The sequence below is a fragment of the Actinomadura sp. B10D3 genome (genome assembly GCF_039871695.1).
GTDB lineage: Bacteria > Actinomycetota > Actinomycetes > Streptosporangiales > Streptosporangiaceae > Spirillospora > Spirillospora madurae.
On the sequence record NZ_JBDPLY010000012.1, the window covers coordinates 34,972 to 61,881 of the forward strand.

Here is a 26,910-nt window from a genome sequence, read left to right on the forward strand (position 1 = left end):
GGCTGTTGACGATCGCTGAGGCGGCTGAGCGTCTGAACACCTCCCCGCGGTTCCCTCGTCGGCTCGTGGCCGAACGGCGCATCCGCTTCGTCAAGCTCGGGCGTTTCGTCCGCATCCCCGAATCCGCACTTCACGAGTTCATCGCGGCCGGTCTCGTCGAGCCCATGACCGCATCCGACGTCTGGAGGGCTGCCTAATGGCGAACAGGGGCGGGCACCGCCGGTTCGGCAACGTCCGCAAGCGCGAGTCCGGGCGGTACCAAGTCCGCTATCCCGGCCCGGACGGACGGATACGCACTGCGCCCAAGACGTTCGCCTCCAAGACAGAGGCAGAACGCGCCCTGACGCTGATCGAAGCGGAGATACTCAGCGGGACATGGACCGACCCTGAGCGGGCCAAGATCAAGCTCGGTGCCTACGCCGAACTGTGGATCGAGCAACGTCAGACGCTCCGGCCGCGCACGCGCGAACTGTACGCGTGGCTGCTCCGCAAGCACATCGCTCCCCACCTTGGCAGCGTGAGCCTGGGCAGGCTCAGCACGCCAATGATCCGGAGTGGTTGACGACCCTTGCCAACGCCGGGGTCGGGGCGACCTCGCGCGCCAAGGCGTATCGGCTGTTGGGGGCCGTCTTGATGACGGCGGTCGTGGAAGACAAGTTTCTGTCCCGCAACCCTTGCCAGGTGCTCGGGGCCGGCACCGAGCACGCCGAAGAACGTTCCACTCTCACCATCGCTCAGGTCTTCGAGCTGGCCGAACGGGTCGGCGCCCGGCCGGTCGGCAACTTCCGCAAGTTGGATTCGGGTGAGTACCGGCTCCGCTACCGCGTCAAGGACGGGATCATGCGGCGCTTCCCGCAGACCTTCGCCACTCGCGCGGCGGCTGAACGGGCGCTGTGGAAGATGGCTGAGGACGGGCACGCCGACGTGATCCGGGACGAACGGCTGCGGGCGTTCATCCTGCTCGCCACCTTCGCAAGCCTGCGCTGGGGCGAGATCACGGCGCTTCGCCGCTGCGACATCGACCTCACCACGCGCACCGTCCGGGTACGTCACGCCTACGTCGAACAGGCCAACGGTCGGATGCTGCTCGGGCCTCCCAAGTCCAGGGCGGGGGTCCGAACGGTCACGATCCCGGCGGCGATCGTCCCGCCTCTGACGGCGCACCTGAACAAGTACACCGAGAAGGAGGCGCAGGCCCTGATCTTCACGGGCCTTAAGGGCGGGCCGCTTCGCCGTAGCGGGTTCAACGAGGTCACCAACTGGCGCCACGTGGTGAACGCGTTCGGCGTCCCGAACCTGCACTTCCACGACCTCCGGCACACCGGAAACCAGCTCGCGGCCGACATGGGCGTCTCGACCAAGAACCTGATGGCGCGCATGGGCCATGACAACGAGCGGGCCGCGCTGCGCTACCAACACCGGTCGGCCAAGGGTGACCGCATCATCGCCGATGGTCTTGACGCCCTCGTCCGTGCGGAGCGTGACCAGGACGAGGGGGAGGACGACGGCGCGGGTGGGACGTTGGTGCCGGTGGCCTAATGGCCCGCTAATGGCCCGTCAATAACGGCAGCAGAAATGATCAAGGCCCAGGCTTGGGGATCATGTCCCTGACCTGGGCCTTCCGCGTGAGCGGGTGACGGGAATCGAACCCGCGCTGTCAGCTTGGGAATCAAGCCGATCTAGGCCGTCATACCGGCTGACCTGGCCTCCACTCATACCGCTAGTGACCGTGACTGCCCCTTGATCACCCTGCCTAATTGCACGCTAATTGCACGCCGTCGTAGGTGCTGAGCTGCGTGTCTTCAGCCTGCTCGAGACCAGGACAGCACCCGGTCATCCGAGGGCAAGCGGACCCGGAGCGCAGGGCCGGCCACGGCCCGAGCACCGGAAGCCGCGCGGCAGCGATCGCCCCCAACTACGCAACCCACCTCAGCCAGGCTGTGGCGATCGTAGGGCTGAGCCACGGAGCGTTTCATCACGAGTCTCACGAGCAAGATCCACATTCGTCCAGCCTCGTCCGCTGATCTGCTGGAGAGGTTCCCGCAAGCCCCTGGGTTCCACCACCGTCCCGGCCTGTCCAGACCCGCCGTTAGCACCTGCGTTAGCAAGCCCAAGCGCTCCGCACCGGCCCTTCCTCTGACCAGCTGCGCAGCCTCCCGGACAATCACGCTCGTCCGAGGTCCATCCAGCACCGTTGTTACCATCCGTGTTAGCACACACAGTTACTCTCGTACCGATCTTGATCGAAATCGATCGTTGCAGCCTTGCCGACCAACCGACACAAACGCACACATGTGACCATCGTCTCGGCTACGCTCCCTTTCCATGACTGCCCAGGATGACAGCGAAGGCAGAGCCTCACGCGATACAGAAGCCACCGAGGAGCGAGATGATTCGTCGCGATCGGCGGAGCATGAAGAGTTGGAACTCGCCACTTCACTCCGAATCATTGCATATTTTGCAACTATTTCCCCGGTTGTCATTTCCGTCCTCCGCACGATTTCGCTCGCCGAGGGTGACCTCGAAACATTCACCGCCCTCCTGAGGGGGCTGGATATTATTGCAATTTTGACCTCCACCGTAATAGCCATGTGGCCAGCCGTCATAGGTGTCGCAATGGCAGTTCTGTACTACCACCTCCCCCCTGCCTATTATACGGCGTTTGGTACCGGCGGATTTTTCTTCGGCTTGCTATCGTCTGGCAAAGTCGGACTGATAGCTGCGATCGCCGGGGCAATTCTAGGTGTTGCGATGCGAGGTGTCGCACTGAAGGTCGGAGATGAACACAAGCCATGGCGATTCTTCAGCTTGACTTTTGCTGTCATAATCGCCCTCCAACTGGTCAATGCGCTTCCAGCATCCACGGCGTCATGGATCCCGACTGAAGTCGTATCCGTCACAGGACGCGCTCCGCAAACCGTATACATCCTAAACGTTGACGAAAAATATACGTCGATACTTCATTATCAAGGCGGCCTTGAGTTGGTTCATAACGACCAAATTTTGAATCGACAGTACTGCCGACTCCCGGAGTCTGAATTTAGGATGCCGTACTTGAGAGATGGAATCATTATCTTTGGCCAGTCCGGCACCAAGTCATCACTCTCTCCGTGCCCTTTGAAAAAGGGACGCTGATTCGATACTCCATGCCAAGAAGTGACGGCATCAGGTGCTAAGAAGCTGCTCTCTGCACTTTTCATTAACAGTCTGACGAGCAAGGTTCACGCCCGTCCAGCGATGTCCGTTGACCTACTCGGCAGCCCCGCCACAGCTGGAACCGGTCCACCAACCACACACTCACGCCCCGGCCCCGGCCCCTAAGAGCAGGTACCCGTTAACGACGCACCCCGGTCCCACGAGGGGTCTGGGGGACCACGGGGTTCCCCAGTCACACGCGCTTGACTGTCCCTCGGGAGCGACCGAGCCTCTGTCCAACTCGCGAACAAGCGGCCCATGGTCGATGCTGGCTTGCTGGGCGGACGGGCGACGCGGCGTGGCGGGACCGGACGGGACAGGCCGCACGCCCGGCGCGCCGGGGCGGGCGGCCGGCGGCGGCCGCGTAGCGGGCGCCCTTGAAGACGTAAAGAAAGTTCTCATCCGGTCCCGTGCGCCGGTCGTGGCGTCAGGTGGCTGACTGGCCTCTCACGTTGAGCAGGGCTCGCATGGTCTCGGCTGGGGTCACGCAGCGAAAGCCAGTGTCGTCGTCGAGCATGTCTGCTGAGGCGTCGTTGAACGTGGCGGGTGCGCAGCGCAGGAAGGGGCTCGTGAACGCGCTTCCCTTCAGCTCGTAGCGGCCTGGCTCGGTCTCGGTGGAGCACCAGTCCCAGGTGTTGCCGCACATGTCGTAGACGCCGTACGGGCTTACGCCGCTGGCGTAGCAGTCAACGGGGGTCGTGCTGCGCTTTCCGCCCTCTCGGCAGTTGACCTTCGCTGGGGTCCGCTGGTTGCCCCATGGGTAGATCTCGCCTCGTGTCCCTCTGGCTGCCTTCTCCCACTGCTGGGCGCTGGGGAGGGCCTTGGCGGACCACTGGGCGTAGGCGTGGGCGTCGTGCCAGGTGACGAACACGACCGGGTGGTTGTCGAGTCCCTCGGGGATGACGCCGTTCTCCCAGTGCTGCGGCGGCTTGTGGTCGGTCGCTGTGACGAACCGGGCGTAGTCGGCGTTTGTGGTGGGGAACACGTCGATGTAGAACGCCGGGAGGTAGACGGGTTCGCTGTTCTCGCCCGCGAAGTAGACGCCGGCCGGGACGAGCGTCATCAACTTCCCGTCGATGGGGTGCCTGACCTGGTCTTCGTCGCCGACGGGCACGTCCGGCTCTGACTGGGGGCTTGCTGGCTGCTCTGAGGACACGCCCGGATCTTGGGCGGACGTGGCCGGGCTCGTCAAGCCGATCATCTCGGCGAAGCGTGCCTGCACGTCGGGGCTGCAGGCGGCGAGGATGGTGTCTAGGCCCTGCTGGTTGATGGGGCGGGGCGTGACGTTCCCCTTCTCCCATCTGACGATCATGCGTTCACTGACGCCGAGTTCTGCGGCGAACTCCACCTGGCTGACGCGCTTGGCGTCCCGTAGGGCGCGGGCTTCCTTGCCGGTCCAGCGTGAGACTGTGGGGGGCATGTCGGGTTCTCCGTAGCGGGGCGGTGCTCAGACGGCTTCGGCGGGGATCTCTTCGTATTCCTTGCGGAGAGTCGCCAAGATCGGGTGCGCGTCTGGGAACTCCACGTCGTTGATAGCCGTGATCGCTCGTACGCCAATGGCGGTGTTGGTGGCGAACGCGGCTTCCATGCGCGGTAGGTCGGAGAGGTTGACGGGGCCAAGGGATGTCGCGTCGTGCACCTGGTGGAGTAGGCGCATGGTCACGCCGGGAAGAACTTCGGCGTTGGGCCAGATGACTTGCTGTCCGTCGTAGAAGCCGATGTTCCACGTTGCGCCCTCAGAGACGTACAGCTCCGGGTCGGTGAAAACGCAATCGTCGAATCCGTCGAGTTGGGCGTTGCGGCGGTGCCATAGGGCGCCGAACAGGCCGACGTGCTTCTGTTCGGGTAGTTCGCGCACGTACGGGACGGATTGCACCCGCATGGGGGCCATCGGCCATGTCCCGGACGGCCGGGTCGTGACGAGTATCTTCGGCTCGGCTTGGGCTCCGGGGTGGCCTAGCTCTAGGTCGGGGTCGTAGATCGTCACGCGGACGACGAACGCGCCGTCTCGTCCGGCGGTGGCCTGTCTGACGTACTCCCGGACCTGTAGGCGGTCGAGCTCCTGGCCGAAGAGAACGCGGCAGTCTCGGACGAGTCGCTCTAGGTGGTGCGAAAAGCCTCTGATGTGCTGGTCTTCCATGCGCATCGAGGTGAAATGACCGTAGTTCACCAGAGCTAGCGCTTTGAGCTCATCCGGGGTGACAGGTACGCCGTTGAGTTCAGCCATGGGGCTCAGTCTGTCAGTAGATATGGGCTGCTCACATGGCCGGGTGCAGGACAAGTTCAGTGCTGCGTCGGTGTCAGGACATGGGAAAGGCGCGGCCGACACGACACCGTGGTTGGCATGAGCGGTCGTGTGCGTTCGGAAGACAAGGTGGTGCGGCTCGCCATGCCGCGTCTGCGCGGCAATGACTCGGGGCGGGCCGGCGGGCTGACCGAAGAAGAGCGTCAGGTCCTTCTCGCGGTGCTCGCCGAGGTCACTGCGGAACTCGATGAACTCCACGTCCGGACACGGCAGATCGCGGCTCGGCTTCACCGGGCCGGTACGGCGTCGCCGGTTCACGAGACCGGGGCGGCCTGAGACCAACGACTTCAACTGAGGAACCCTGCGATGGAAACGCGTGCGCACAACGATGACCCGGTGCTTCGTCGGCTTCAGGAGGAGTTCACCGGTCACCGGATCTGGCGGGCTCGGCGTTGGGACGGGCGTCTCGGCGACTGGGTCGCGACGCTTCACGACTCGGCCTCGGGCGTCGATGCGACGGTGATCCGGTCGGACTCGGCGGCGCTGCGTGAGGCGCTGATGCAGGAGCGGCAGCGTGCGGGGCGTCCGGTGTTGAAAAGGGCCTGGTGATGGTGGCATGGACTCCCCCGCCATCACCGGAGGAGGCCGTCCCTGCGCTGGGTGGGGCGGCCTCGGGGGAGGCTGAGGCGGCGCGGCGGGTGCCTATCCCCCCGGATGCACTGGCCGCGCTGCCTCGGCCGTTCACTGCGCGACTGCTGCTCAACCGGCTCGGCCGGGCGCTGCGGCGGCGCGGGTGGAGGGTGGAGCACCGTTACGCCGAGACCTTGCCCGTGCTGCGGGTGCACTTCCCCGATGTTGCGGGCCTGGGTGAGAGCGTCACCGTCGTCGGCGGGGATGGGGGGTGGTGGTACCGGTCCAGTACGGGGGAACTGCTGGCGCCGTGCTCGGATGTGGAGCTGGCCGTCCTGCGGGTGATGACGTCGCTAGATCGGTGGATCGCGGCGGCAGGCTCGTCCTGGAGGACGGACGGGGTCTGATGGACGCCGGGGCAGCCCTCGCCGAGATCTCGGACCACTTCGGGGTCACGTGCTGGCGGGGGCACTACACGCGGTCGCTGTGGGCGCTAGTGCGCTGCGACCGTGGGTGGCGGCTGGTTGAGGCGGTGTCGGTTCGAGAGCTGGCCATGGCCATCACGCATCCTGACGGCTGGCCGTGGCCGTGACGGCCGTGCGGCGCGGGGGTAACGGTGGGGCACCGTGGGTTCCTGTGCCGTGCGGTCGTCGCTTTTTGTGGGCGGGCGGGGCGGTTGGCGATGCTCGGCTTAGAGATCCCTCGTTCGCTCGTCCAGGTCATCAACCTTCACGCTGAGGCGACGTACCTGCTCCCGGATCTCCTTGAGCTGTCCAAGAAGGAGAGTGAACTCTTCGCTTGGGCCTTCGGCCGTCTCCGCAGAGGGTTCGCCCGCCGCCTCCTCCTCCGGCCGTCTCGTAACAATGCTCGGCGTGCCCTGCCTGCTCATGATGATGTTCTCTTCGCGCAGGACCGCTAGCGCGCGTTCCACGGTGGCGCCGGCCGCGCCGAACCGTTCACCCAACTTGGCTATGGACGGTAGCGCCTCCCCCACCGGGTACCGCCCTCCTGCGATGTCTCTACGCAGCTCGTCAGCGATGCGGACGTAGACCTTCCGGCGGTCCGCTGCACCAGGTTTTCCCATGTCAGCAGCATAACCGGCCCACTCAGGTTCGTGGGTTCCTAGAAAAGTTTCGGTCACCTGCTTGACCTACTCACTTTCCTATGTAACCTAGGAATGTAGGTAGCAAGCGATGGCCTGGAGGCTGACGTGCGAAACATTCCGGTGGACGTGTCGGCGCTGACGTTCGTGTGCGTGTCGCCGCCGCGTCCCAAGCTGGTCAACCAGGAGACGGGGGAGGTGAAGACGGACCGCAACGGGCACACGGTGTTCACGGTCGGTCTGTCGGCCGCCGACGTGTCGGGGCGGGTGGACCTGCTCAACGTCGCGGTGGTCGGGGACCAGTCGGTGACGATCGGGGAGGTGGTGACGCCGGTCGGCCTGGTGGCGTTCCCGTGGGAGGCGGTGCTCGGCGGTGAGAAGCGCTGGGGTGTGGCCTACCGCGCCGACCGCATCGCGCCTGTCTCCTCGGTCGCCCCGCCCTTGGCCTCCTCGTCGGACGCGTCCGCTTCGGCGGGCGTGGCCTGAACGGCGGCCCGGTCATGACTGACTTCGCCCTGGTGCTCGGAGTCCTGGCCGCTGCGGCGGTCGGGCTCTGGGCCTGGCGCCGGTATCACCCGGCCTCGTTCTGGTACGGCGTCGCCTTCCCGCTCCGGCTGCTGCTGGTGTATCTGACGTGGCATCACGTCGCCTCGGGCTGCAAGCTCACCCGCAACCGGCGGCGGTTCCGGCTCACCCTGGACGCCATCCCGGTGGTGGGGCCGGCAAGCCGTCACGCGGCGACGGTGGTCGAGCAGAAGCGGCGGGTGCGGCGGGTCGACGTCGAGCGGGCTCCCCGCCTCGGCGTGCCTCGCCGTACCCGGCTCGGGTGGCGCATGCGGCTGCGGCTCCACGACGGGCAAGTCCCTGCCGACTATGAAAAGGCTGCTGAGGGGATCGCGCACGCCTGGCGCGTCCACTCGGTGCGCGTGGTCGACGTCCGGCCCGGCTACGTCACCCTGTGGGCCACGATGCGTGACCCGCTGGTCGACGTGGTCACCGAACCCGAAACCGGCGAACTGCTGACCGTCCGTCCCGGCAAGCTGGAGAACGGACGTGACTGGCTGATCGACTTCCGCACCGTGCCGCACTGGCTCAACGCCGGGGCAACCCAATCGGGTAAGTCCAACCTGGCCAATGCCCTGATTAAGGGCCTGGCTCCTCAGCCGGTCGCGCTGGTCGGCTTCGACCTCAAAGGCGGGGTCGAGTTCACCCCCTACGCGCCGCGTCTGTCGGCGCTGGCCACCACTCGGAAAGAGTCGGTTGACCTGCTGTCGGATCTGGTCGGCGAGGTCGAGAACCGGATGGCGTTGTGCCGCGCGCACGGTGCGCGCAACGTCTGGACGCTCCCCGAGCACCTGCGGCCGGTCCCCGTCGTCGTCCTGGTGGACGAGGTCGCCGAGCTGTTCCTGATGGCCGACAAGTCCGAGAAGGAGGAGGTGTCGCGGACGGCTACCGCGCTGCTGCGCCTCGCCCAGCTCGGGCGGGCGTTCGCAGTCCACCTGATCGTGTGCGGGCAGCGCATCGGCTCCGACCTCGGACCCGGCGTCACCGCCCTGCGCGCCCAACTGTCCGGGCGGGTGTGCCACCGGGTCAACGACCCCGAAACCGCCAACATGACCCTCGGGGACCTCGACCCCGCCGCCCTCGACGCCGCCCGCGCCATCCCCGCCGAGACACCGGGCGTGTGCGTGGTCGCTGGCCAAGACGGCTCGTGGCACCGCGCCCGGTCGGTCTACGTCCCCGAGTGCGAGGCCGAACAGGCCGCGCGTGAATACGCGCACCTGACCCCGGACTGGGACGCGCTGATCGGCTCCGTCCCGGCCATCGACCCGGCCGCATAACCGGCCCGGCTCCCTCTCCCTTCCTCTCTCCCGGCTCGGCGCGAGCCCGTTCGCGCCACGTCCCTACCCGACCCATGCCCAAAACCGTCCCCCTGGAGGCTGCCCGATGGTCGCCCGCGTCCGTGTCAATCGTCCCCGTCCTCGTCCTCGTCCCCGGTTCGTCGTCGTCCCGTCCCCCTCGTCCCCGTCCGGCCCGTCGCCCTCCGGCTCGTCCTCGCCGTCCGGGTCGTCGTCGGTGGTGTCGTCCTGGGACGTGTGGCCGGTCGGGGTCGAGTGGGACGAGTTCCGCTCCCTGCACGTCGCCCGCTGCCAGCGCTGCGCCGAGTCGTTCGCCTCCTCGTCCTGCGGCGAGGTCGACGACTGGGCGGACACGCACCGCTGTGACGCCGAACTGGCCGCGCTGCTGGCCCTGGTCGACGTGCGGCGGGCGGCATGACCCGCCGCATCCTCGGCGCGGTCGCCGACTCGGGGCCGGTGGTGGTCCTGGCCGGGATCGCGGCGGCGGGCTCGTTCACCCACATCCGCGACACCGCCACCGAACACGGCCAACGCGGCTGGATGGCCTGGGCCATCGCCGTCTGCATCGACCTGACATGCGTCATGGCCGCCGGAGAACGGCAGCGCGACAAGAACACCGGACGTGACACCGGGCGGCTGTCCTGGCCGACCCTCGTCCTGGTCGGCGGGATCCTGCTGTCACTGGCCGCCAACCTCGCACAGGCCGACCCCTCGGTCTGGGGCTGGATCACCGCGGGCACCCCGGCGGGCGCGTTCCTGGTCGCCGTCTCCATGCTCGAACGCCGCAAGGCCGGCGCCCGTGCGGCGGCTCGCCCCTCGCCGGTCCCGGACTCCTTCGGCCACCCGTCCCCGTCCTCGACGCGGTCCCCGTCCTCGGCTGGCTCGTCCGTCTCGTCCTCGGTCTCGTCGCCGTGGGTGGTGTGGGAGGACGAGCGGCCCACGGTCGCCGCTGCCGTCCCGGCCGTCCAGCACGGCAACAAGCGGGGCCAGGACGAGCAGGACGGCCAGACCTCCATCCCGGTGCCCGCCGAACACTCCGCCTCGACGCCGTCCGCCTCGTCGTCCTCGGCCGCGTCGTCCTCGGCCGCGTCGGGCTCGTCGGCTCCGGCCGGTCCGCTGGTCGACTTCGCGCGCCGTGTCGCCACCGAACACCAAACCGAGCACGGGCGGCCCATCACCCGTGACGCGCTCCGCGCACGTCTCGGGGTCTCCAACCAGCTCGCCTCCGACCTGCTTCGCCAACTCCGCACCGAAACCGCATCCCTCGCCTGACCACTGGAGGAAACCGCCATGACCACCCACACCAACCCCACCGGCCAGACGGCCCCGGTCGTGCCCGGTGACCTGTTCGCCCGGCACCAGACCATCACCGGCCTGCGCGCCCTGGCCGACTTCCTGGAGGCCAACCCCGCCGTGCCCGTCGAGGAGTACGGCTACGACCTCACCTTCAGCGTCCGCAACATGGACGACGCCTCGGCCGCCGCGCTGGTCGACCGGACGGCGGCCCTCCTGGGCGTCGAGGTCACCGACGACACCCACCGGGGCGGCCACTACATCGCCACCCGCACCTTCGGCCGCGTCACCTACCGCATGGTCCACATTCCCGAACGCCGCCGCCTCCAGTACCGCGCCGAGACCAGCTACCGCGACAACATCACCCTCGACGACACCCACCAGGACGACCAGAACGGCGACCAGGACACCGGGCGGGCGGCCTGATGACGGTCGAGAACCTGTCGACGTGGCGGCTCCGCTGCCGGGACTGCAACGTCACCGCCGGCGGGCTCGGCTGGGTGACCCTGCTCGGCCTTCGTGGTGGTCCCTCGTGCTCGGCCTGCGGCTCCACCGAGGTGACCGCGCAGGACTCCGCGACCGGATCGGCCGTCGCCTTCCCGCGGCCGCTCGCGCCGGTCGGCGAGTGGTGGCAGTGCTGCAACTGCGGCGGGACCGGCCTGGACTCCTACGGCGACACCTGCCCGCACTGCTCCGGCCTCGGCAACTGCCAGTGACCTGAACGCCCCCGGCGTGACCGCTCAACCGCCAAGTCACGCCGTCACGTCGGGGGCCATCCCCTGTCCCGCATGAATCGGTAAGGAGACCCGTTCATCGTGCCTCACCCTGTCGTCACGCCGCAGGACGCCCGGCTGATGGCGAAGATCATTGACCGGCCCGATTTCGAGCGCTGGGCCGCTCGTGCCCGCGCAACCGGCGGTTGCGCTCAACCGGTCTTCCTGACCGGAACCGTCAAGCACGTCCACACCGGTACCGGCGAACTGCTGCACAACTACTCCACCGACTCCGAACCGGACGGCGCGCTCCCCGTGGCTTGCAAGACCCGGCGCGCCTCCCGCTGCCCGGCCTGCGCCGAGATCTACCGGGCCGACACCTATCAACTCATCCGGGCGGGCCTGGCCGGTGGGAAGGGCATCCCGGAAAGCGTCTCCGGCCACCCGGCGGCCTTCGTCACGCTGACCGCGCCCTCGTTCGGTCCCGTCCACGCTCGGCGGGTGCGCAACGGCGGACGGGTCGAACGCTGCCACCCTCGACGCAACGCCACCCCGTGCCCGCATGGCGTGGTGGCCTCCTGCGGCGTCCGGCACTCCGACGATGACCCTCGCCTCGGCGAACCGCTCTGCGTCGACTGCTATGACTACGCCGGGTCGGTCCTGTTCAACGCCCTGGCGCCGGAACTGTGGCGGCGCTTCACACTCGCCCTGCGCCGGTACCTCGCCAAGTCGGCCGGGCTGACACAGAAAGAGTTCCGCGAGACGCTCGCGGTCTCCTTCGCCAAGGTCGCCGAATACCAGCGGCGCGGCGTCGTCCACTTCCATGCGGTCATCCGCTTCGACGGTCCGGACGGGCCGTCCACGCCCCCGCCCGGCTGGGTCAACGTCCGGCTCCTGGAGGACGCCGTCCGGCACGCCGCCGGCGCCGTGTCGGTCACCACTCCGGCCGCCCCCGGTCACCCGGCCCGGCCCCTGTCCTGGGGTCCGCAAGTCGACATCCGGGCCATCGCCTCCTCGGGCGCGCTCACGCAGCAGGCCGTAGCGGGCTACATCGCCAAGTACGCCACCAAGGCCGCCGAATGCGTCGGCACCCTCGACCGGCGGCTTCAACCTTCTGACGACCTGGACGCGTTGCCGATCACCGCACATGCCCGGCGGCTCATGAGCGCATGCCTGACCTTGGGTGCCCTGGACGAGTTCGCCGATCTCCGGCTCGTCCAGTGGGCTCACATGCTCGGGTTCCGGGGCCACTTCTCCACCAAGTCCCGCCGCTACTCCACCACCCTCGGCGCGCTGCGGGCCGCTCGCATCGCCTACGTCCGCGAGCAGTCCCCCGGCTGGCTGCCGACCGACGACCAAAACCCTGACCTCGTCCTGGCCATCGGCGAATGGCGATTCCACGGCCAGGGCCTCACACGCGGCGAGGCGCTCGTCACTGCCGCGCTCACCGGAAGACCTCTCCCACCTCCGTCACAAGCGACCGCTAGGAGCGCAGCTTGACCAAGGCAAGGCCCCAGACAGCCTCGATCGACCCGAACGAACGGCTGTTGACGATCACCGAAGCGGCCGAGCGGCTGAACACCTCCCCCCGGTTCCCTCGTCGGCTCGTCGCCGAACGGCGCATCCGCTTCGTCAAGCTCGGACGCTTCGTCCGCATCCCCGAATCCGCACTTCACGAGTTCATCGCGGCCGGTCTCGTCGAGCCCATGACCGCGTCCGACGTCTGGAGGGCTGCGTAATGGCCAAGGGCAACAAGGCGGGACACCGGCGCTTCGGCAACATCCGGCAACTGCCCTCCGGGCGGTTCCAAGCAAGCTACCTCGCGCCGAACGGGCAGCGCCGGACGGCTCCCAAGACCTTCGCGCGCAAGAGCGACGCCGAGAAGTGGCTGACGCTCGCTGAGGCCCAGATCCTCAGCGGCGAGTGGACCGACCCTGAGCGGGCCAAGGTCACGGTCGGCGACTACGCCGCGAAGTGGGTCGAGCAGCGTGCGGGCCTGCGGCCTCGGACGGTCGAGCTGTACACGTGGCTTCTCGGGAAGTACATCGTCCCGCACCTGGGCGCCGTGCCCCTCGGCAAGCTGAGTACGGCCATGATCCGCGAGTGGCGGTCGACGCTCCTCGCCTCCGGGGTGTCGGGGACCATGACCGCCAAGGCGTACCGGCTGCTGCGGGCCGTCCTCATGACGGCCGTCGAAGAGGACAAGATCCTCCTTCGGAACCCGTGCCGCGTGCGCGGTGCCGGCACTGAAGAGGCGGCCGAGCGTCCCGTCCTCACCGTGGCGCAGGTCTTCGAACTGGCCGAACGGGTCGGCGTGCGGCCGGTCGGCAACATCCGCAAACTCGACTCCGGCGAGTACCGCGTCCGGTACCGGGCCAAAGACGGCGACATGCGGCGGCTCCCCCAGACCTTCGCGACCCGGCCGGACGCCGATCGGGCGCTGTGGAAGCTGGCCGAGGACGGGCGGGCGGACGTGACCAGAGACGATCGCCTGCGGGCGCTCATCCTCCTCGCCGCGTTCGCAAGCCTGCGCTGGGGCGAGGTGACGGCACTCCGGCGGTGTGACATCGACGTCGTGAACCGTACGGTCCGGGTCCGCGGTGCCTACGTCGAGCGGGCGAACGGTCAGATGATCCTGGGGCCGACCAAGTCACGGGCTGGCCTGCGCACGGTCGCGATTCCGGACGCGATCGTCCCTCACCTGGTCGCGCACCTGACCAAGTACACGACGAAGGGTGACAATGCCCTCGTCTTCACGGGCGTCAAGGGCGGGCCGCTGCGGCGTAGCGGGTTCAACAAGCTGACCCGGTGGACGCCGGTCGTGGAGGCGCTCGGCGTCCCGAACCTGCACTTCCATGACCTTCGGCACACGGGGAACACGCTCGCCGCCGACATGGGCGTCTCCCTGCGCAACCTGATGGCGCGCATGGGGCACGACAACGAGCGGGCGGCGCTGCGGTATCAGCACCGGTCGAGCACCGCTGACCGTGCGATCGCGGACGGGCTCAACGCGCTCGTCCAGGCCGACCAGAAGCGGGACGGGGACGACGATGACGGGGCGGCGGGGTCGCTGGTGCCCGTGGCCTAGTTGCACGCTAATTGCACGACAGTGATGTCAATCAAAAACGATCAAGGCCCAGTGTCGGGGATCATGTCCCTGGCCTGGGCCTTCGCGGTGGAGCGGGTGACGGGAATCGAACCCGCGCTGTCAGCTTGGGAAGCTGAAGTTCTACCATTGAACTACACCCGCGTGGGGCCCCGCGGGGCTCCATGCTGTGGTTACTGTACCGGATCGCCGGGTGGGGTGGGGTGTGGGATAGCGTTTCGGGGTGCTGCTCTCCGATCGCGACATCAGGGCCGAACTCGGGTCCGGACGGGTGAAGATCGACCCGTTTGAGCCGGGGATGGTCCAGCCATCCAGTGTGGACGTGAGGCTGGACCGGTACTTCCGGGTGTTCGAGAACCACAGGTATCCGCATATCGATCCGGCGGTGGAGCAGCCGGATCTGACGCGGCTGGTGGAGGTCGATCCCGAGGAGGCGTTCGTCCTGCATCCCGGGGAGTTCGTGCTGGCGTCGACGTACGAGGTGTTCGCACTGCCGGACGATCTGGCGGCCAGGCTGGAGGGGAAGTCCAGCCTGGGGAGGCTGGGGCTGCTCACGCACTCGACGGCCGGGTGGATCGATCCGGGGTTCAGCGGGCACGTCACGCTGGAGCTGTCGAACGTGGCGACGCTGCCGATCAAGTTGTGGCCGGGGATGAAGATCGGGCAGATGTGCCTGTTCCGGACGAGCTCGCCGGCGGAGTACCCCTACGGGTCGGAGAAGTACGGGTCGCGGTACCAGGACCAGCGGGGACCGACGCCGTCGCGGTCCTACCTGAACTTTCATCGGACGAAGGTGTAGTCGGTTCGTGACCTGAACGTGACGGAGATCACCAAAAGATGAAACATGTTCTCTGGACGGGTAGTTTCGGGCGACGCACAACGTTGGCGTCTGGTTGACAGTCTCTTTACATGAGACTCCGGACGCTCGGACGGACAGGGCGACCCGTTTCCGCGCTATGCCGTGGGAACCCGAAAGGAGATCGTGTCAGTACTCCGCGCGGAAAGCGTCACCAAGCTCTTCGGACGTAAGACGGCCGAGGCACAGCGGAAGCTCAAGGCGGGCGCCGACCTGGAGGCGGTCCGCGACCTGGGGGTCACCCCCGCGGTGGTGGACGCCTCGTTCGAGGTCCGCCAGGGCGAGATCTTCGTGGTCATGGGCCTGTCGGGGTCGGGGAAGTCGACCCTCATCCGGATGCTGAACGGGCTTCTCGGGGTCACGTCCGGAAGTGTCGAGATCGACGGCCAGGACATCGCGAAGATGTCGCCGAAGGCGCTGCGTGCGCTCCGGCAGAACAAGATCAGCATGGTCTTCCAGCACTTCGCGCTGTTCCCCCATCGGACGGTCCTGGCGAACGCCGCGTACGGACTGGAGGTCCGGGGCGTCCCGAAGGAGGAACGGGAGAAGAAGGCCCGAGAGTTCCTGGCCCTGGTCGGCCTGGAAGGCTGGGAGAGCAAAATTCCCCGGGAGCTGTCCGGCGGGATGCAGCAGCGGGTGGGGCTGGCGCGGGCGCTGACGGCCGGCACCGACATCATCCTGATGGACGAGGCGTTCAGCGCGCTCGACCCGCTGATCCGGCGGGAGGTCCAGGACCTGCTGCTCGACCTGCAGGGGCGGTTCGGCAAGACGATCGTGTTCATCACGCACGACCTGAACGAGGCCATGCGCATCGGCGACCGGATCGCGGTGATGCGGGAGGGCCGGATCGTGCAGATCGGCACGGCCGAGGAGATCCTGACCGACCCCGCGAACGACTACGTCGCCCAGTTCGTCGCGGACGTGGACCGTACCAGGGTGCTGACGGCGTCCTCGGTGATGGAGAAGCCGCTGGTCACGGTGCTGGCGTCGACGGGGCCGCGGACGGCGCTGCGGACGATGCGCGAGCACCAGACGTCGGCGGCGTTCGTGGTCGGGCGCGACCGGAAGCTGGTCGGCCGGGTGCGGGCGACGGTGATCGCCGACGCGGTGCAGAAGAACGTGCAGACGCTGGACGGGCTGGTCGACCCGGAGGACCCGGCGCCGGTGGCGCCGGACACGCCGGTCGCGGACCTGTTCGTGCGGTGCGCCGAGAGCGACCTGCCGGTCCCCGTGGCGGACGAGGACGGGACGCTGCTCGGCGTGATCCCGCGGGTGACGCTGCTGGCGGCACTGGGTGCGATCAACTCCCATGTGGACGAGGTCGTGGCCGAGACGGAACTCGCGCTGACGAAGGAGGGCAGTGGCGTTGACGGTGAGTAGTGCGGTCGAGCTGCCCAGGGTTCCGGTGGGCGAGTGGTTCGACAGCCTGGTGAACTGGTGTACGGACAACCTGGGGTGGTTGTTCGATGGGATCGGCTCCGCGATCGACTCGTCGGTCGAGGTGCTGACGGACGTCCTGACCGTGTTGCCGCCGCTGGCGCTGACGCTGGTGCTGGCGGTGCTCGCGCTCGTGGTGAGCGGCTGGAAGCTGGGCGTCTTCACGATCCTCGGGTTCGCGCTGATCGACAGCATGGAGCTGTGGGAGCCGGCGATGGACTCGCTGGCGCTGGTGCTGGTGTCGGCGGTGGTGGCGACCGTCCTGTCGATACCGATCGGGATCGCGGCGGCGCGCAGCGACGTGGTGAGCCGGATCGTGCGGCCGGTCCTCGACTTCATGCAGACGATGCCGGCGTTCGTGTACCTGATCCCGGCGATCTTCTTCTTCAGCATCGGCGCGGTGCCCGGCGTGGTCGCGACGGTGATCTTCGCGATGCCGCCGGGGGTGCGGCTGACCGAGCTCGGCATCCGCGGCGTCGACCCGGAGATGGTCGAGGCGGGCGAGGCGTTCGGGACGCCGCCGAACCGGATCCTGACCCGGATCCAGATCCCGCTCGCGATGCCGTCGATCATGGCGGGCGTCAACCAGCTGATCATGCTGTCGCTGTCCATGGTGGTCATCGCGGGCATGGTCGGTGCGGGCGGCCTCGGCGGCGAGGTGCTGGAGGGCATCAACCGGGTCGACGTCGCCAAGGGCTTCGAGGGCGGCATCGCCGTCGTCGTCCTGGCCATCTACCTGGACCGGCTGACCGGTTCGCTCGGCGGCGGCGCCGGACTGCTGCGCGCGCTGTTCTCCCGCGGTACCCCGGCCGTCGCGGTCACCGCAGGCGCCGACTAGCCGCGGCCCCGGCCGGTTCGACGCCTTCTACCCGTTCCCCCCACACCATGCAAGCCGACGAAAGGATGGGCATGCGCTTCAAGTTCAAGGGCCTCACGGTCGCGGCGCTGACGCTCACGCTGGGCCTGAGCGCCGCCGCGTGCGGCGACTCCGACTCCGGTGGGGGTGAGAACGACAAGAACATCACCATCGGCATGGTCTCCGGCTGGGCCGAGGGTGAGGCCGCGACGGCGCTGTGGAAGCGGCTCCTGACCGACAAGGGCTACAAGGTCGAGGTCAAGACCCTCGACACCGGGCCGCTGTACGCGGGCATGTCGAAGGGCGACGTCGACCTCTTCGTGGACGCCTGGCTCCCCGGTACCCACGAGGACTACTGGAACCAGTACGGCAAGAAGCTGGAGAAGATCGGCGCCTGGTACGACTCGGCCCCGCTGACGATCGCGGTGCCGAACTACTCGCCGCTGCAGTCCCTGGAGGACCTCAAGGGCAAGGGCGGCCAGTACGACGGCAAGATCGTCGGCATCGAGAAGAGCTCGGGCCTGTACCGGGTGTCGCAGGAGGAGATGCTTCCCGCGTACGGCTTGAAGGACGAGTACAAGGTGACGACGTCCTCGACGGCGGCGATGCTGACCGAGCTGAAGAAGGCGATCGACGGCAAGAAGGACATCGTCGTCACGCTGTGGCGCCCGCACTGGGCGTACACGAAGTTCCCGATCCGCGACCTGAAGGACCCGAAGGGCGCGATGGGCAAGCCGGACGGCATCTACACGGTCGCCCGCGAGGACTTCGGCAAGGACCAGCCGGAGGTCGCCGGCTGGCTGAAGAAGTTCCGGATGGACGACAAGCAGCTGGGCTCGCTTGAGGACCTGATGGAGAACAAGTACAAGGGCAAGCCCGACCAGGCCGTCGACGAGTGGCTCAAGACGAACCAGAGCTACGCCACGTCGCTGACGGGCTGACCGTCCGCGAGCGGAAGAGGGCCGTCCGGCTGCGCCGGGCGGCCTTCCGCATTCATCCGGCGAGGCCCACCGTGCACAGGACGGCGAGCAGCCCGAGCCCGGTGGCGCCGAGCGTCATGATCCGCGGGTGGACGCTGTGCGCCTCGGGCAGGATCTCGGCGGCCGCCAGGTACAGCAGGACGCCCGCGAAAAGCCCCAGGTAGGGGCCAAGGACCGCGTCCGGGACGGACGCGAGCGTGCCGAGCGCGGCCCCGGCCACGGGGGCGGCGGCGTCGGCGAGGAGCAGCAGGACCGCGGGCCGCCGGTCGGTGCGGTGCAGCGAGGCGGCGGTGAAGGTGTTGAAGCCGTCCGCGAAGTCGTGGGTGACGACGGCGAGCGCGACGAAGACGCCGACGTCGGTCCCGGACTGGAAGCCGAGGCCGATGCTGAGGCCGTCCACCAGGCTGTGGGCGACGAGGGCGGACGCGGCGAGGAGCCCGCCGGAGCCGGCGCCGTGGGCGTGGACGTGCGGGGCGTACTCGGCCTCGTGGGCGCGGTGGATGGCGACGGCCTGCTCGACCACGTGCAGCAGGACGAACCCGGCCGCGAAGCCGATCATGGGGGCGGGGACGCCGAGCGGGCGGTGCCGGGTCAGCTCCAGCGACTCGGGGATCAGGTCGAACGCGACGACGCCGAGCATGAGGCCGCCCGCCAGCCCGAGGACGAGGTGCCGGTGGTCGCGGATCCGCATCGCCGCCAGCCCCCCGGCGAGCGTCATCACGAACGCGAGGACGGACGCGAGCACGGCCATTTCCAGGTCTTACCAGTTCATCGGCCACCGCAACCCACGAAAACGGCCCCGACCCGCCGGAGCGGGTGCGGGGCCGTCCAAAGCACGCCTATTCGGCGGCGACGGGCTCCTTCTCGGGCGCGGTGCCCTCGCCCTTGACGGAGCGGATCAGGAGCTGGGAGACGTCGACGACCTCCAGCGACTCCTTGGCGTCGCCCGCGTTCTTCTTCTCGTTGATGGCGTCGCCCAGCATCACCAGGCAGAACGGGCAGGCGGTGGAGACGGTGTCGGGGTCGGTCTCCAGGGCCTCGTCCACGCGCTCGGTGTTGATGCGCTTGCCGATGCGCTCCTCCATCCACATCCGGGCGCCGCCGGCGCCGCAGCAGAAGCCGCGGTCCTTGTGCCGGTGCATCTCCTGGGTCTTGACGCCGGGGACGGTCGCCATGATGTCGCGCGGCTGCTTGTAGACCTTGTTGTGGCGTCCGAGGAAGCAGGGGTCGTGGTAGGTGATGTTCTCCTCGATCGGCGTGACCGGGGTGAGCCTGCCCTCCTCGACCAGGTGCGCGAGCAGCTGGGTGTGGTGGACGACCTCGTAGTCCCCGCCGATCTGCGGGTACTCGTTGGCCAGCGTGTTGAAGCAGTGCGGGCAGGTCGCGACGATCTTCTTGACGCCCGCGTCGTTGAGGGTCTCGACGTTCTGCTGGCCGAGCATCTGGAAGACGAACTCCATGCCGAGCCGCCGGGCCGGGTCGCCGGTGCAGGCCTCCATCGGGCCGAGGACGGCGAACTTGACGCCCGCGATGTGCAGCAGCTCGGCGACGGCCTTGGTGGTCTTCTTGGCGCGGTCCTCCAGGGCGCCGGCGCAGCCGACCCAGAACAGGTACTCGGTGTCCTCGGCGACCTTGTCGTCGACGACGTCGACCTCGAAGTCGAGCTCCTCGACCCATTCGAGGCGCTTCATCTCGGACATCCCCCACGGGTTGCCCTTGTTCTCCAGGTTCTTCAGCATGACGCCGGCCTCGGACGGGAACGAGGACTCGATCATGACCTGGAAGCGGCGCATGTCCAGGATGTGGTCGATGTGCTCGATGTCGACCGGGCACTGCTCGACGCAGGCGCCGCAGTTGGTGCAGGACCACAGGACGTCCGGGTGGATGACGCCGTCGTCGCCGACGAGCTCCCTGTCGACCTGCATGGCGAGCTTCTGCTCGTCGGTGAACTTCTCCCGCTGCTCCTCCGAGGCGGTGAAGTACGGCGCCTTGGCGAGGGCGTGGTCGCGCAGCTCCAGGACGAGCATCTTCGGCGACAGCGGCTTGCCGGTGTTCCAGGCGGGGCACTGCGACTGGCAGCGGCCGCACTCGGTGCAGGTCGCCATGTCGAGGAAGCCCTTCCAGGTGAAGTCCTCGATCTTGCCGCGGCCGAAGACGTCCTCGTCGGGGTCGGCCTCCTCGAAGTCGAGCGGCTTGCCGTCCGACATCATCGGCTGCGCCGGGCCGAGGCCGTCCGGGCTGCGCTTGAACATGACGTTCAGCGGGGCCAGGAAGATGTGCAGGTGCTTGGAGTGGACGACGAAGACCAGGAAGATCAGCGCGACCGCGATGTGCAGCAGCAGGCCGATGGACTCCAGGACCTCCAGCGTGTCGTGGCTCATGCCCTCGAAGAGCCGCCCGACGAGGTAGGAGAAGTAGGCGCCCCTGCCGTAGGGGAGGTTGCCGTTGGCCCACTCGACGCCGCGGAAGAAGAACATCGTCCAGATCACGTTGAAGATCATGAACAGCGTGATCCACGCGCCGGACAGGTGCGAGCCCTTGAACCGCGACCTGCGGTCGAGCCGCTTCGGCGAGTTCTTGATGCGGATGGCGGTGAACACCGCGAGGCCGGTGGTGCAGGCGAGCGCGATCGTGTCCTGGACGAAGCCGATCGGCGCCCAGGTCTGCAGGAACGGGATCTTGGCGTCCAGCCCGAACAGCAGCGCGACGGCCGCCTCCAGGTAGACGGTGATCAGCAGGAGGAACGCCCACATGACCGCGAAGTGGGCACTGCCGGCGAGCGTCCATTTGAGCAGCTTGCGCTGGCCCAGCACCTCGACGGCCTGTCCCTCGACGGCCTTGGCGGGCTCACGCCTGACCTGCAGCGTCCGTTCCGGGTCGGGCTGACCGCTCTTGGCGATGGCGTAGAGGAACAGCACCCGCCGGGCGGCGAGCGCCAAAGCGACCGCCGTTCCGGCGAGCCCAATGACCAACGTGATCCAGAACACTGTTCCGTCCTCCTGGGGTACGGGCGATGGCTGTCAGCGTAGGGCTCGCCACGAACCGCTCGTCATCCGGGGCCCGAATACTACTCGGTAGTAGCTTAGGCGTCACATCCGCTGGTCAGACTACCGATGAGTTTTCGGCCCTTCACGTGTCATATCACCGGATGGGACGCGGCAGCCTCGTCCCGTCCAGCGGTATGCCGAAACGGAGGACTTCCATGACCCCGATGCCCGATCTCGCGCCCGCCACGCGCCGGATGGCCGCCCTGCTCGCGGGCGTCCGCGACGCCCAGCTCGACCGGCCGACCCCCTGCACGGACACCTCGCTCGGCGCCCTCATCGAGCATGTGGACGGGCTCACGCTCGCCTTCACCTGGGCGGCGAAGAAGGAATTCCCGGAAGGGGGGACGCAGCCGCCGTCCACGGGCCAGGCCGGGATCGGCGGCGAGGGGCCGGTGCTGCCGCCGGACTGGCGCGCCCGCATGCCCGAGCGGCTCGACGCGCTCGCCGGCGCCTGGCGCGACCCGGCCGCGTGGGAGGGCATGACCCAGGCGGGCGGCATCGACCTGCCGGGGGCGGACGCCGGAAACGTCGCGATGAACGAGCTGGTCGTGCACGGCTGGGACATCGCCCGCGCCAGCGGCCAGCCCTACGAGGTGAGCAGGGAGGAGATCGAGTCCTGCCTGGCGTTCGTGGCCCCGTCCGTCGAGCAGAGCGGGGGCAAGGGCATCCCGGGCCTGTTCGGTCCCGCCGTCGGCGTTCCGGAGGACGCGCCCGCCCTCGACCGCCTCATCGCGATGACCGGCCGCGACCCCTCCTGGACGGCCGGGCAGGACTAGCCGGCGGCGGTTCCGGCGGCAGGTTTTACCCGCGCCTACTGGCTCCCGATCTGGTGTTTTGTAACGATTATCGGAGTGGTTGCCGTGTGCCGGCACCCCCAGACGCGGCGGGGAGCGCGATCGGGGGGAAAGCCATGGCCGAGACCAGCGCGACACCTCGCTGGCATGCCGCCGGCGACTGGTTCGACGTCTGCAAGTGCGCCGTCCCGTGCCCGTGCACCTACGCGCAGCCCCCTACCTACGGTGACTGCGACGGCGTGCTGGCATGGCACATCCGCGAAGGGAGGTACGGAGACGTCTCTCTCGACGGCCTCAACGTCCTGATGCTCGGCTCGTTCGTGGGGAACGTCTGGGGCGAGCACTCCGACGCGTACGCGGCCGTCTTCCTGGACGAGCGCGCCGACGAGTCCCAGCGCGAGGCGCTCGGGAAGATCTTCGGCGGTGAGGCCGGCGGATGGCCCGCCCGGTTGGTGGGGATGCTCGCTCCGGAGGTGCGGGGGATCGAGTTCTCGCCCGTCACGATCTCCGTCGACGACGACCTCGCCACCTGGAGCGCTGAGGTGCCCGGCCACGTCGTGGCGAGGGCCGAGGCGCTGACGGGCCCCACGACACCTGAGGGGGCACGGGTGCAGACCGTCAACGCCCCCGGTTCCGAGACGGGGCCCGGCCAGGTCGCCACCTGGGGCAGGGCGCTCGCCGACCAGGCCGACGCCTACGGCTTCAGCTGGGACTGGGCGGGCCGCTCCAGCAAGCACATCCCGTTCGACTGGAGCGGGCCGGAGTGAGGGCTCCGCCGGCCCTGGTGTCACGGAGGCGGACCGGCGCCCGCCCCGCGACGCACGAGCTCGTGTTCGTCGGGGTCCTCATCGCCCTCTCCGCGTTCGCGTGGCTGGAGGTCCACCGCCTGGCCACGCCGGACATGCGCGCCGGGCTCCTGACCGGCGCCGCCCGTCCCGAGAACTCCGGTGGGATGGCCGCCATGCCGATGGAGAACTCCATGAGCGCGGGGCTGTTCCTCGGCATCTGGCTCGTGATGATGGCGGCGATGATGCTTCCGGCGGTCACCCCGGTGATCATGCGGATCGACCGGCTCGTGCGGCGCCGGGACGGCCGGGGCGTGACGGCGTACATGCTGGCGGCCGGGTACCTGCTCGTGTGGGGGGCCGCCGGGGCGGCCGCGTACGGCCTGTACCTGGCCTTCCAGTCGGCCGTCACGGGGGGCGACCCGCTGAGGGCCGCGCGTGCGGGCGCCGTCGTGCTGGTGTTCGCGGGCGTCTACCAGCTCTCGCCCCTGAAGCGGGCGTGCCTGCGGCTGTGCCGCTCGCCGCTCGCCGTCGTCGTCCGGCACGGAGAGCGGATCACGGCGGGCCCGCCGGGCGCGCTGCTCGTCGGCGTCCACCACGGGGCCTTCTGCCTGGGGTGCTGCTGGGCGCTGATGGCCGTCCTGCTCGCCGCGGGGATGATGAGCCTGGTCTGGATGGGGGTCATCGCCGCGGTCATCCTCGTCGAGAAGGTCTGGCGGTACGGGGAACGGGTCAGCGGACCGCTGGGCGTCGTGATGATCGCCTTCGGACTCGCCCTGCTCGTCTCCCCCGGCCTCACGCCCACGCTGACCTAGTACCGCGGCGGGTCCGGGAGGGCGGGGTCCGCGCCGCCGGGCGGCGGAGGGTTGAATGCGGGGTAGGCGGACGAGCGAGGAGGCCACGGTGGAGCAGTGGGCGCGGCGGGTGACGACGGTCCGGGTGATCGGCACCGGGGCGATGGGGCGCGGCATCGCGCAGCTCGCCGCGGCGGGCGGGCTGACGGTGGAGCTGGCCGACATCCGGATGGACGCCGTGGTCGGCGCGGCCGAGCACATCGGCGGCATGTTCGACAAGCTCGTGTCCAAGGGGCGGATGACCGCGGCGGACGCCGAGGCCGCCAGGGCGAGGCTCCGTCCGGTCGGTGAGCCGCTCACCCCGTTCCAGGACTGCGATCTGGTCGTGGAGGCGGTGCGGGAGGACATCGACACCAAGCGGGAACTGTTCTCGTCCCTGGAGAAGGTCTGCCCGGCGGAGACGATCCTCGTCACCAACACCAGCTCGCTGCCGGTGACGGCCATCGCCGCCGCGCTGGAGGATCCGTCCAGGGTGGCGGGGCTGCACTTCTTCAACCCGGTGCCGCTGATGCGCCTCGTGGAGGTGGTCCCCGGGGCGCGGACGGCGGAGTGGGTCCCGGGCGCTCTCGCGGACCTCGTCCGGCGCCTCGGGCACGAACCGGTGCTCGCGCCGGACGCGCCCGGCTTCCTCGTCAACCACGCCGGGCGCGGCCTGGTGACCGAGGCCCTGCAGATCCTCTCCGAGGGCGCCGCCGAGCCCGTGGACGTCGACCGGATCGCGCGGGACGTCCTCGGCCTGAAGATGGGGCCCTGCGAGCTGCTCGACCTCACCGGGATGGACGTGTCGCACCCGGTGATGGAGTCCATCTGGACGGGCTTCTACACGGAGCCGCGGTTCCGTCCGTCCAGGCTCGGACGGGCGCGGCTGGAAGCGGGCCTCTACGGACGCAAGACGGGCGAGGGCTTCTACAAGTACGTGGACGGCGCCAAGCAGGAGCCGCCGGAGGTCACTGTGCCTGCGGTGGAGCCGCGTCCTGTGTGGGTCCACGGCGATGTGCGCGAGGAACTGGGCGCACTGCTGTCCACGGCGGATGTAGAGGTCGAGACCGGGGACGAGCCGTCCGAACACGCCGTCGTGCTGGTCGCCCCGTTCGGGCAGAGCACCGTGGCCGCCGCCCAAGGCCTCCCCCGTGAGCGCACCCTCGGCGTCGACCCGTTCGGCGGCTTCTTCACCCGCCTGACCGTGATGGTGCATCCGGGTCTGGACAGGGACGCGGGCCGCGCGGGTCTCGCCGCCCTCGCGGCCACCGGACGGGACGTGACCGTCGTGCGGGACGCCCCCGCCCCCGTGGCGCAGCGGCTCCTCGCGTCGATCGTGAACGTGGCGTGCGGCATCGCCGAGCAGCGGCTCGCCCGCCCGCGCGACATCGACACCGGCGTCCGCCTCGGCCTCGGCTACCCGCGCGGCCCGCTGGAGTGGGCCGACGACGCGGGCGCGGACCGCGTCCTGGAGATCCTGCGCGGCCTGCACGCGTCCACCGGCGACCCGCGCTACCGGCCGAGCGCCTGGCTGACCGAACGGGTGGCGCTCGGCCTCCCCCTCACCGAGGCCGGCACCGCCCCGTCCGACCTCACGTCCTGACGGGCTCCGGCGCGTCCGCGGCGGCCGGGCGGCCGACGCCGCGCATGGCGAACGCCGCGAAGAGCGCGGCGGCCAGCATCACCCCGGCCGCGACGAGCGAGCCCGTGGAGACCGCGTCGGCGAACGCGTCCTTCGCGGCGCGCGCGAGGCGGGGGTCGCCGGTCGCCAGCGCGGCGCCGAGCGAGTCGCGGGCGGGGCCGGGCACGCCGTCCGGCAGGCCCCCGGCGTAGACGGCGGAGATGACGCTGCCGAGGACGGCGACGCCGAGGGCGCTGCCGAGTTCCTGCCCGGCGTCGTTCACCGCGGAGCTCACCCCGGCCTCCTCGGGCGGGACGGCGGCCATCAGCGTGCTGTAGGCGGCCGGGGTGCCGATCCCGGCGCCGAACCCGAGGACGACCAGCCCGGCAGCGAGGACGGCGTACCCGTCGTGCGGGTCGGTCAGGCCGAGCGCGGCGAGCCCGGCCGCGAGGACGGCGAACCCGGTGACCAGGGCGGGACGGGCGCCGTACCGCGACTCCAGCGAGGCGCCGAGGCCGTTGCCGGCGCCCGCCGAGACGGCGACGGGCAGCAGCGCCAGCCCGGCCTCCAGCGGCCCGTAGCCGAGCACGAGCTGGAGCAGCTGGGTCAGCGCGAACATCACCCCGGCCAGCGCGAACCCGAACATCGCGATCATGGTGGCGGCGCCGGAGAACGCGCGGCGGCGCAGCAGGCCGAGGTCGAGCATCGGCTCGGGGTTGCGGTGCTGCCAGAGGACGAACAGGGCGAGCGCGGCGGCCCCGGCCCCGGCAGCGCCGAGCGTGCGGACGCCCGTCCAGCCGTGCTGGGGAGCGGAGATGATCGCCCAGACCAGCGCCGACATGCCGGCCGTGGACAGGACGGCGCCGAGCGCGTCCGGGCGGCGGCGCGGCCCGCGCGACTCGGGGACGAGCACCAGCAGGCCGATGACGGCGGCGGCGGTGATCGGCACGTTGACCAGGAAGGCCGAGCCCCACCAGAAGTGCTCCAGCAGGAGCCCGCCGAGCGTCGGCCCGGCGGCGAGCCCGACCATGGACGTCGCGCCCCAGAGGGCGAACGCCTTCGCGCGCTCGTCCGGGCCGAACACCTGCGCCATGATCGACAGCGTCCCGGGCATGAGGAGCGCGCCGCCGACGCCCATCAGCGCCCGCATCGCGACGAGCTGCGCGGGATCGGCGGCGAAGGCGGCGAGCAGCGAGCCGGCGCCGAACAGCACGAAGCCGGCCAGCATCGCGCGGCGGCGGCCGTGCCGGTCGCCGAGGCTGCCGGCGGTGATCAGCAGCCCGGCGAAGACCAGCGAGTAGGCGTCGATCACCCACTGGACGTCGGAGGTCGTGGCGTCCAGGTCCTTGAGCAGGGACGGGATCGCCACGTTCAGGATCGTGTTGTCGACCATGACGACGAAGAGGCTGAGGCACAGCACGCCGAGGATCCGCCAGCGGTGTGGATGGGGAGCCTGACTCATCGGAGCGTCCTTTCTCCTGAAGATCTCGTACAGTGTTCGAGATGACTCGCACACTGTACGATCAAAATCGTACAGTGTTCAAGTTCCGATACTCTG

General features: G+C 69.1%; 30 protein-coding genes, 1 tRNA gene and 1 pseudogene. 25 read left to right on the forward strand and 7 right to left on the reverse strand.

The features are described from left to right. Positions 1–5: 5 nt before the first annotated feature. From ABGB11_RS19240 to ABGB11_RS19255, 4 genes are all read left to right on the forward strand, one after another. Positions 6–197: a helix-turn-helix domain-containing protein gene (locus ABGB11_RS19240; RefSeq protein WP_347634620.1), complete on the forward strand. Its 192-nt coding sequence runs from the start codon at positions 6–8 to the stop codon at positions 195–197. Continuing rightward, positions 197–562 (forward strand): hypothetical protein, encoded by a 366-nt coding sequence (locus ABGB11_RS19245; protein WP_347634622.1) that lies wholly within the window; start codon positions 197–199, stop codon positions 560–562. Before ABGB11_RS19240 ends, ABGB11_RS19245 begins: the two co-directional genes overlap by 1 nt. Then, a complete protein-coding gene (locus tag ABGB11_RS19250; protein WP_347634624.1) occupies positions 478–1,539 on the forward strand; it encodes a site-specific integrase in 1,062 nt (353 codons plus the stop codon). Before ABGB11_RS19245 ends, ABGB11_RS19250 begins: the two co-directional genes overlap by 85 nt. 786 nt (positions 1,540–2,325) lie before the next feature. Continuing rightward, positions 2,326–3,135 (forward strand): hypothetical protein, encoded by an 810-nt coding sequence (locus ABGB11_RS19255; protein ID WP_347634626.1) that lies wholly within the window; start codon positions 2,326–2,328, stop codon positions 3,133–3,135. Between the two features lie 487 nt (positions 3,136–3,622). Here the strand turns inward: ABGB11_RS19255 and ABGB11_RS19260 are convergent, their stop codons facing one another. Then, positions 3,623–4,615, reverse strand: coding sequence for an SUMF1/EgtB/PvdO family nonheme iron enzyme (locus tag ABGB11_RS19260; RefSeq protein ID WP_347634628.1), 993 nt, complete (start codon positions 4,613–4,615; stop codon positions 3,623–3,625). Positions 4,616–4,642: 27 nt separating this feature from the next. Beyond that, a complete protein-coding gene (locus ABGB11_RS19265; RefSeq protein WP_347634630.1) occupies positions 4,643–5,422 on the reverse strand; it encodes an aminotransferase class IV family protein in 780 nt (259 codons plus the stop codon). Between the two features lie 117 nt (positions 5,423–5,539). Here ABGB11_RS19265 and ABGB11_RS19270 point away from each other — a divergent pair, with 117 nt between their 5' ends. The 4 genes from ABGB11_RS19270 to ABGB11_RS19285 all read left to right on the forward strand — a co-directional run bounded on the left by ABGB11_RS19270 (position 5,540) and on the right by ABGB11_RS19285 (position 6,662). Then, complete coding sequence (locus ABGB11_RS19270) at positions 5,540–5,776, forward strand: hypothetical protein (protein ID WP_347634632.1); 237 nt, start codon at positions 5,540–5,542, stop codon at positions 5,774–5,776. Positions 5,777–5,806: 30 nt separating this feature from the next. Next, positions 5,807–6,049: a hypothetical protein gene (locus ABGB11_RS19275; RefSeq protein WP_347634634.1), complete on the forward strand. Its 243-nt coding sequence runs from the start codon at positions 5,807–5,809 to the stop codon at positions 6,047–6,049. Between the two features lie 89 nt (positions 6,050–6,138). Then, positions 6,139–6,477, forward strand: a complete 339-nt coding sequence (locus tag ABGB11_RS19280; protein ID WP_347634636.1) for a hypothetical protein — start codon at positions 6,139–6,141, stop codon at positions 6,475–6,477. After that, the gene (locus ABGB11_RS19285) at positions 6,477–6,662 is read left to right on the forward strand and encodes a hypothetical protein (RefSeq protein WP_347634638.1); all 186 of its coding nucleotides are present in this window, start codon (positions 6,477–6,479) and stop codon (positions 6,660–6,662) included. Before ABGB11_RS19280 ends, ABGB11_RS19285 begins: the two co-directional genes overlap by 1 nt. A 99-nt stretch (positions 6,663–6,761) precedes the next feature. Here ABGB11_RS19285 and ABGB11_RS19290 read toward each other — a convergent pair whose 3' ends face one another. Beyond that, positions 6,762–7,154, reverse strand: a complete 393-nt coding sequence (locus ABGB11_RS19290; RefSeq protein ID WP_347634640.1) for a winged helix-turn-helix domain-containing protein — start codon at positions 7,152–7,154, stop codon at positions 6,762–6,764. Between the two features lie 126 nt (positions 7,155–7,280). On the opposite strand from ABGB11_RS19290, the gene ABGB11_RS19295 reads away from it, so the two are divergent. The 9 genes from ABGB11_RS19295 (at position 7,281) to ABGB11_RS19335 (ending at position 14,125) form a co-directional block, all read left to right on the forward strand. Further along, positions 7,281–7,658 carry a hypothetical protein gene (locus ABGB11_RS19295; protein ID WP_347634642.1) on the forward strand — a complete coding sequence of 126 codons (378 nt, stop codon included), beginning with the start codon at positions 7,281–7,283 and terminating at the stop codon, positions 7,656–7,658. A gap of 14 nt (positions 7,659–7,672) precedes the next feature. Continuing rightward, positions 7,673–9,013 carry an FtsK/SpoIIIE domain-containing protein gene (locus ABGB11_RS19300; RefSeq protein WP_347634644.1) on the forward strand — a complete coding sequence of 447 codons (1,341 nt, stop codon included), beginning with the start codon at positions 7,673–7,675 and terminating at the stop codon, positions 9,011–9,013. A 106-nt stretch (positions 9,014–9,119) separates the two neighbouring features. Next, positions 9,120–9,449 (forward strand): hypothetical protein, encoded by a 330-nt coding sequence (locus tag ABGB11_RS19305; RefSeq protein ID WP_347634646.1) that lies wholly within the window; start codon positions 9,120–9,122, stop codon positions 9,447–9,449. Then, the gene (locus ABGB11_RS19310) at positions 9,446–10,303 is read left to right on the forward strand and encodes a DUF2637 domain-containing protein (RefSeq protein ID WP_347634648.1); all 858 of its coding nucleotides are present in this window, start codon (positions 9,446–9,448) and stop codon (positions 10,301–10,303) included. The genes ABGB11_RS19305 and ABGB11_RS19310 overlap by 4 nt, the downstream gene beginning before the upstream one ends. An 18-nt stretch (positions 10,304–10,321) precedes the next feature. Then, a complete protein-coding gene (locus tag ABGB11_RS19315; RefSeq protein WP_347634650.1) occupies positions 10,322–10,750 on the forward strand; it encodes a hypothetical protein in 429 nt (142 codons plus the stop codon). Continuing rightward, the gene (locus ABGB11_RS19320) at positions 10,750–11,040 is read left to right on the forward strand and encodes a hypothetical protein (protein ID WP_347634652.1); all 291 of its coding nucleotides are present in this window, start codon (positions 10,750–10,752) and stop codon (positions 11,038–11,040) included. The genes ABGB11_RS19315 and ABGB11_RS19320 overlap by 1 nt, the downstream gene beginning before the upstream one ends. A 99-nt stretch (positions 11,041–11,139) precedes the next feature. After that, on the forward strand, positions 11,140–12,537 hold the full coding sequence (locus ABGB11_RS19325; RefSeq protein ID WP_347634654.1) for a replication initiator: 1,398 nt from the start codon (positions 11,140–11,142) through the stop codon (positions 12,535–12,537). Next, entirely contained in the window at positions 12,534–12,776 is a 243-nt protein-coding gene (locus tag ABGB11_RS19330) for a helix-turn-helix domain-containing protein (protein WP_347634656.1), read from the forward strand. Before ABGB11_RS19325 ends, ABGB11_RS19330 begins: the two co-directional genes overlap by 4 nt. After that, positions 12,776–14,125, forward strand: coding sequence for a tyrosine-type recombinase/integrase (locus ABGB11_RS19335; protein ID WP_347634658.1), 1,350 nt, complete (start codon positions 12,776–12,778; stop codon positions 14,123–14,125). Before ABGB11_RS19330 ends, ABGB11_RS19335 begins: the two co-directional genes overlap by 1 nt. Positions 14,126–14,213: 88 nt before the next feature. Here the strand turns inward: ABGB11_RS19335 and ABGB11_RS19340 are convergent. Then, positions 14,214–14,287, reverse strand: a tRNA-Gly gene (locus tag ABGB11_RS19340). A gap of 79 nt (positions 14,288–14,366) precedes the next feature. On the opposite strand from ABGB11_RS19340, the gene dcd reads away from it, so the two are divergent. The 4 genes and pseudogenes from dcd (at position 14,367) to ABGB11_RS19360 (ending at position 18,233) form a co-directional block, all read left to right on the forward strand. Beyond that, a complete protein-coding gene (gene dcd / locus ABGB11_RS19345; RefSeq protein WP_347634660.1) occupies positions 14,367–14,942 on the forward strand; it encodes a dCTP deaminase in 576 nt (191 codons plus the stop codon). Positions 14,943–15,125: 183 nt separating this feature from the next. Then, positions 15,126–16,379 (forward strand): glycine betaine/L-proline ABC transporter ATP-binding protein, encoded by a 1,254-nt coding sequence (locus ABGB11_RS19350; protein WP_347634662.1) that lies wholly within the window; start codon positions 15,126–15,128, stop codon positions 16,377–16,379. 154 nt (positions 16,380–16,533) lie between these two features. Next, positions 16,534–17,274, forward strand: a pseudogene (locus tag ABGB11_RS19355) (ABC transporter permease subunit); the annotation flags it as partial. A gap of 71 nt (positions 17,275–17,345) precedes the next feature. Continuing rightward, the gene (locus ABGB11_RS19360) at positions 17,346–18,233 is read left to right on the forward strand and encodes a glycine betaine ABC transporter substrate-binding protein (protein ID WP_347634664.1); all 888 of its coding nucleotides are present in this window, start codon (positions 17,346–17,348) and stop codon (positions 18,231–18,233) included. A gap of 52 nt (positions 18,234–18,285) precedes the next feature. On the opposite strand, the gene ABGB11_RS19365 is transcribed toward ABGB11_RS19360, so the two are convergent. Together ABGB11_RS19365 and ABGB11_RS19370 are read right to left on the reverse strand one after the other, a co-directional pair. Next, a complete protein-coding gene (locus ABGB11_RS19365; protein WP_347634666.1) occupies positions 18,286–19,023 on the reverse strand; it encodes a ZIP family metal transporter in 738 nt (245 codons plus the stop codon). An 88-nt stretch (positions 19,024–19,111) separates the two neighbouring features. Next, on the reverse strand, positions 19,112–21,259 hold the full coding sequence (locus ABGB11_RS19370) for a (Fe-S)-binding protein (protein ID WP_347634668.1): 2,148 nt from the start codon (positions 21,257–21,259) through the stop codon (positions 19,112–19,114). Between the two features lie 215 nt (positions 21,260–21,474). Here ABGB11_RS19370 and ABGB11_RS19375 point away from each other — a divergent pair, with 215 nt between their 5' ends. The 4 genes from ABGB11_RS19375 to ABGB11_RS19390 all read left to right on the forward strand — a co-directional run bounded on the left by ABGB11_RS19375 (position 21,475) and on the right by ABGB11_RS19390 (position 25,334). Then, the gene (locus ABGB11_RS19375) at positions 21,475–22,095 is read left to right on the forward strand and encodes a TIGR03086 family metal-binding protein (protein ID WP_347634670.1); all 621 of its coding nucleotides are present in this window, start codon (positions 21,475–21,477) and stop codon (positions 22,093–22,095) included. A gap of 134 nt (positions 22,096–22,229) precedes the next feature. Then, positions 22,230–22,880 (forward strand): DUF1326 domain-containing protein, encoded by a 651-nt coding sequence (locus ABGB11_RS19380; protein ID WP_347634672.1) that lies wholly within the window; start codon positions 22,230–22,232, stop codon positions 22,878–22,880. A 17-nt stretch (positions 22,881–22,897) separates the two neighbouring features. After that, a complete protein-coding gene (locus ABGB11_RS19385) occupies positions 22,898–23,713 on the forward strand; it encodes a DUF2182 domain-containing protein (RefSeq protein WP_347634674.1) in 816 nt (271 codons plus the stop codon). A gap of 55 nt (positions 23,714–23,768) precedes the next feature. Continuing rightward, positions 23,769–25,334, forward strand: a complete 1,566-nt coding sequence (locus ABGB11_RS19390) for a 3-hydroxyacyl-CoA dehydrogenase (protein ID WP_347634676.1) — start codon at positions 23,769–23,771, stop codon at positions 25,332–25,334. Here ABGB11_RS19390 and ABGB11_RS19395 read toward each other — a convergent pair. After that, positions 25,324–26,814 carry an MFS transporter gene (locus ABGB11_RS19395; protein WP_347634678.1) on the reverse strand — a complete coding sequence of 497 codons (1,491 nt, stop codon included), beginning with the start codon at positions 26,812–26,814 and terminating at the stop codon, positions 25,324–25,326. The two genes, ABGB11_RS19390 and ABGB11_RS19395, sit on opposite strands and share 11 nt — an antisense overlap. Positions 26,815–26,910 lie beyond the last annotated feature (96 nt).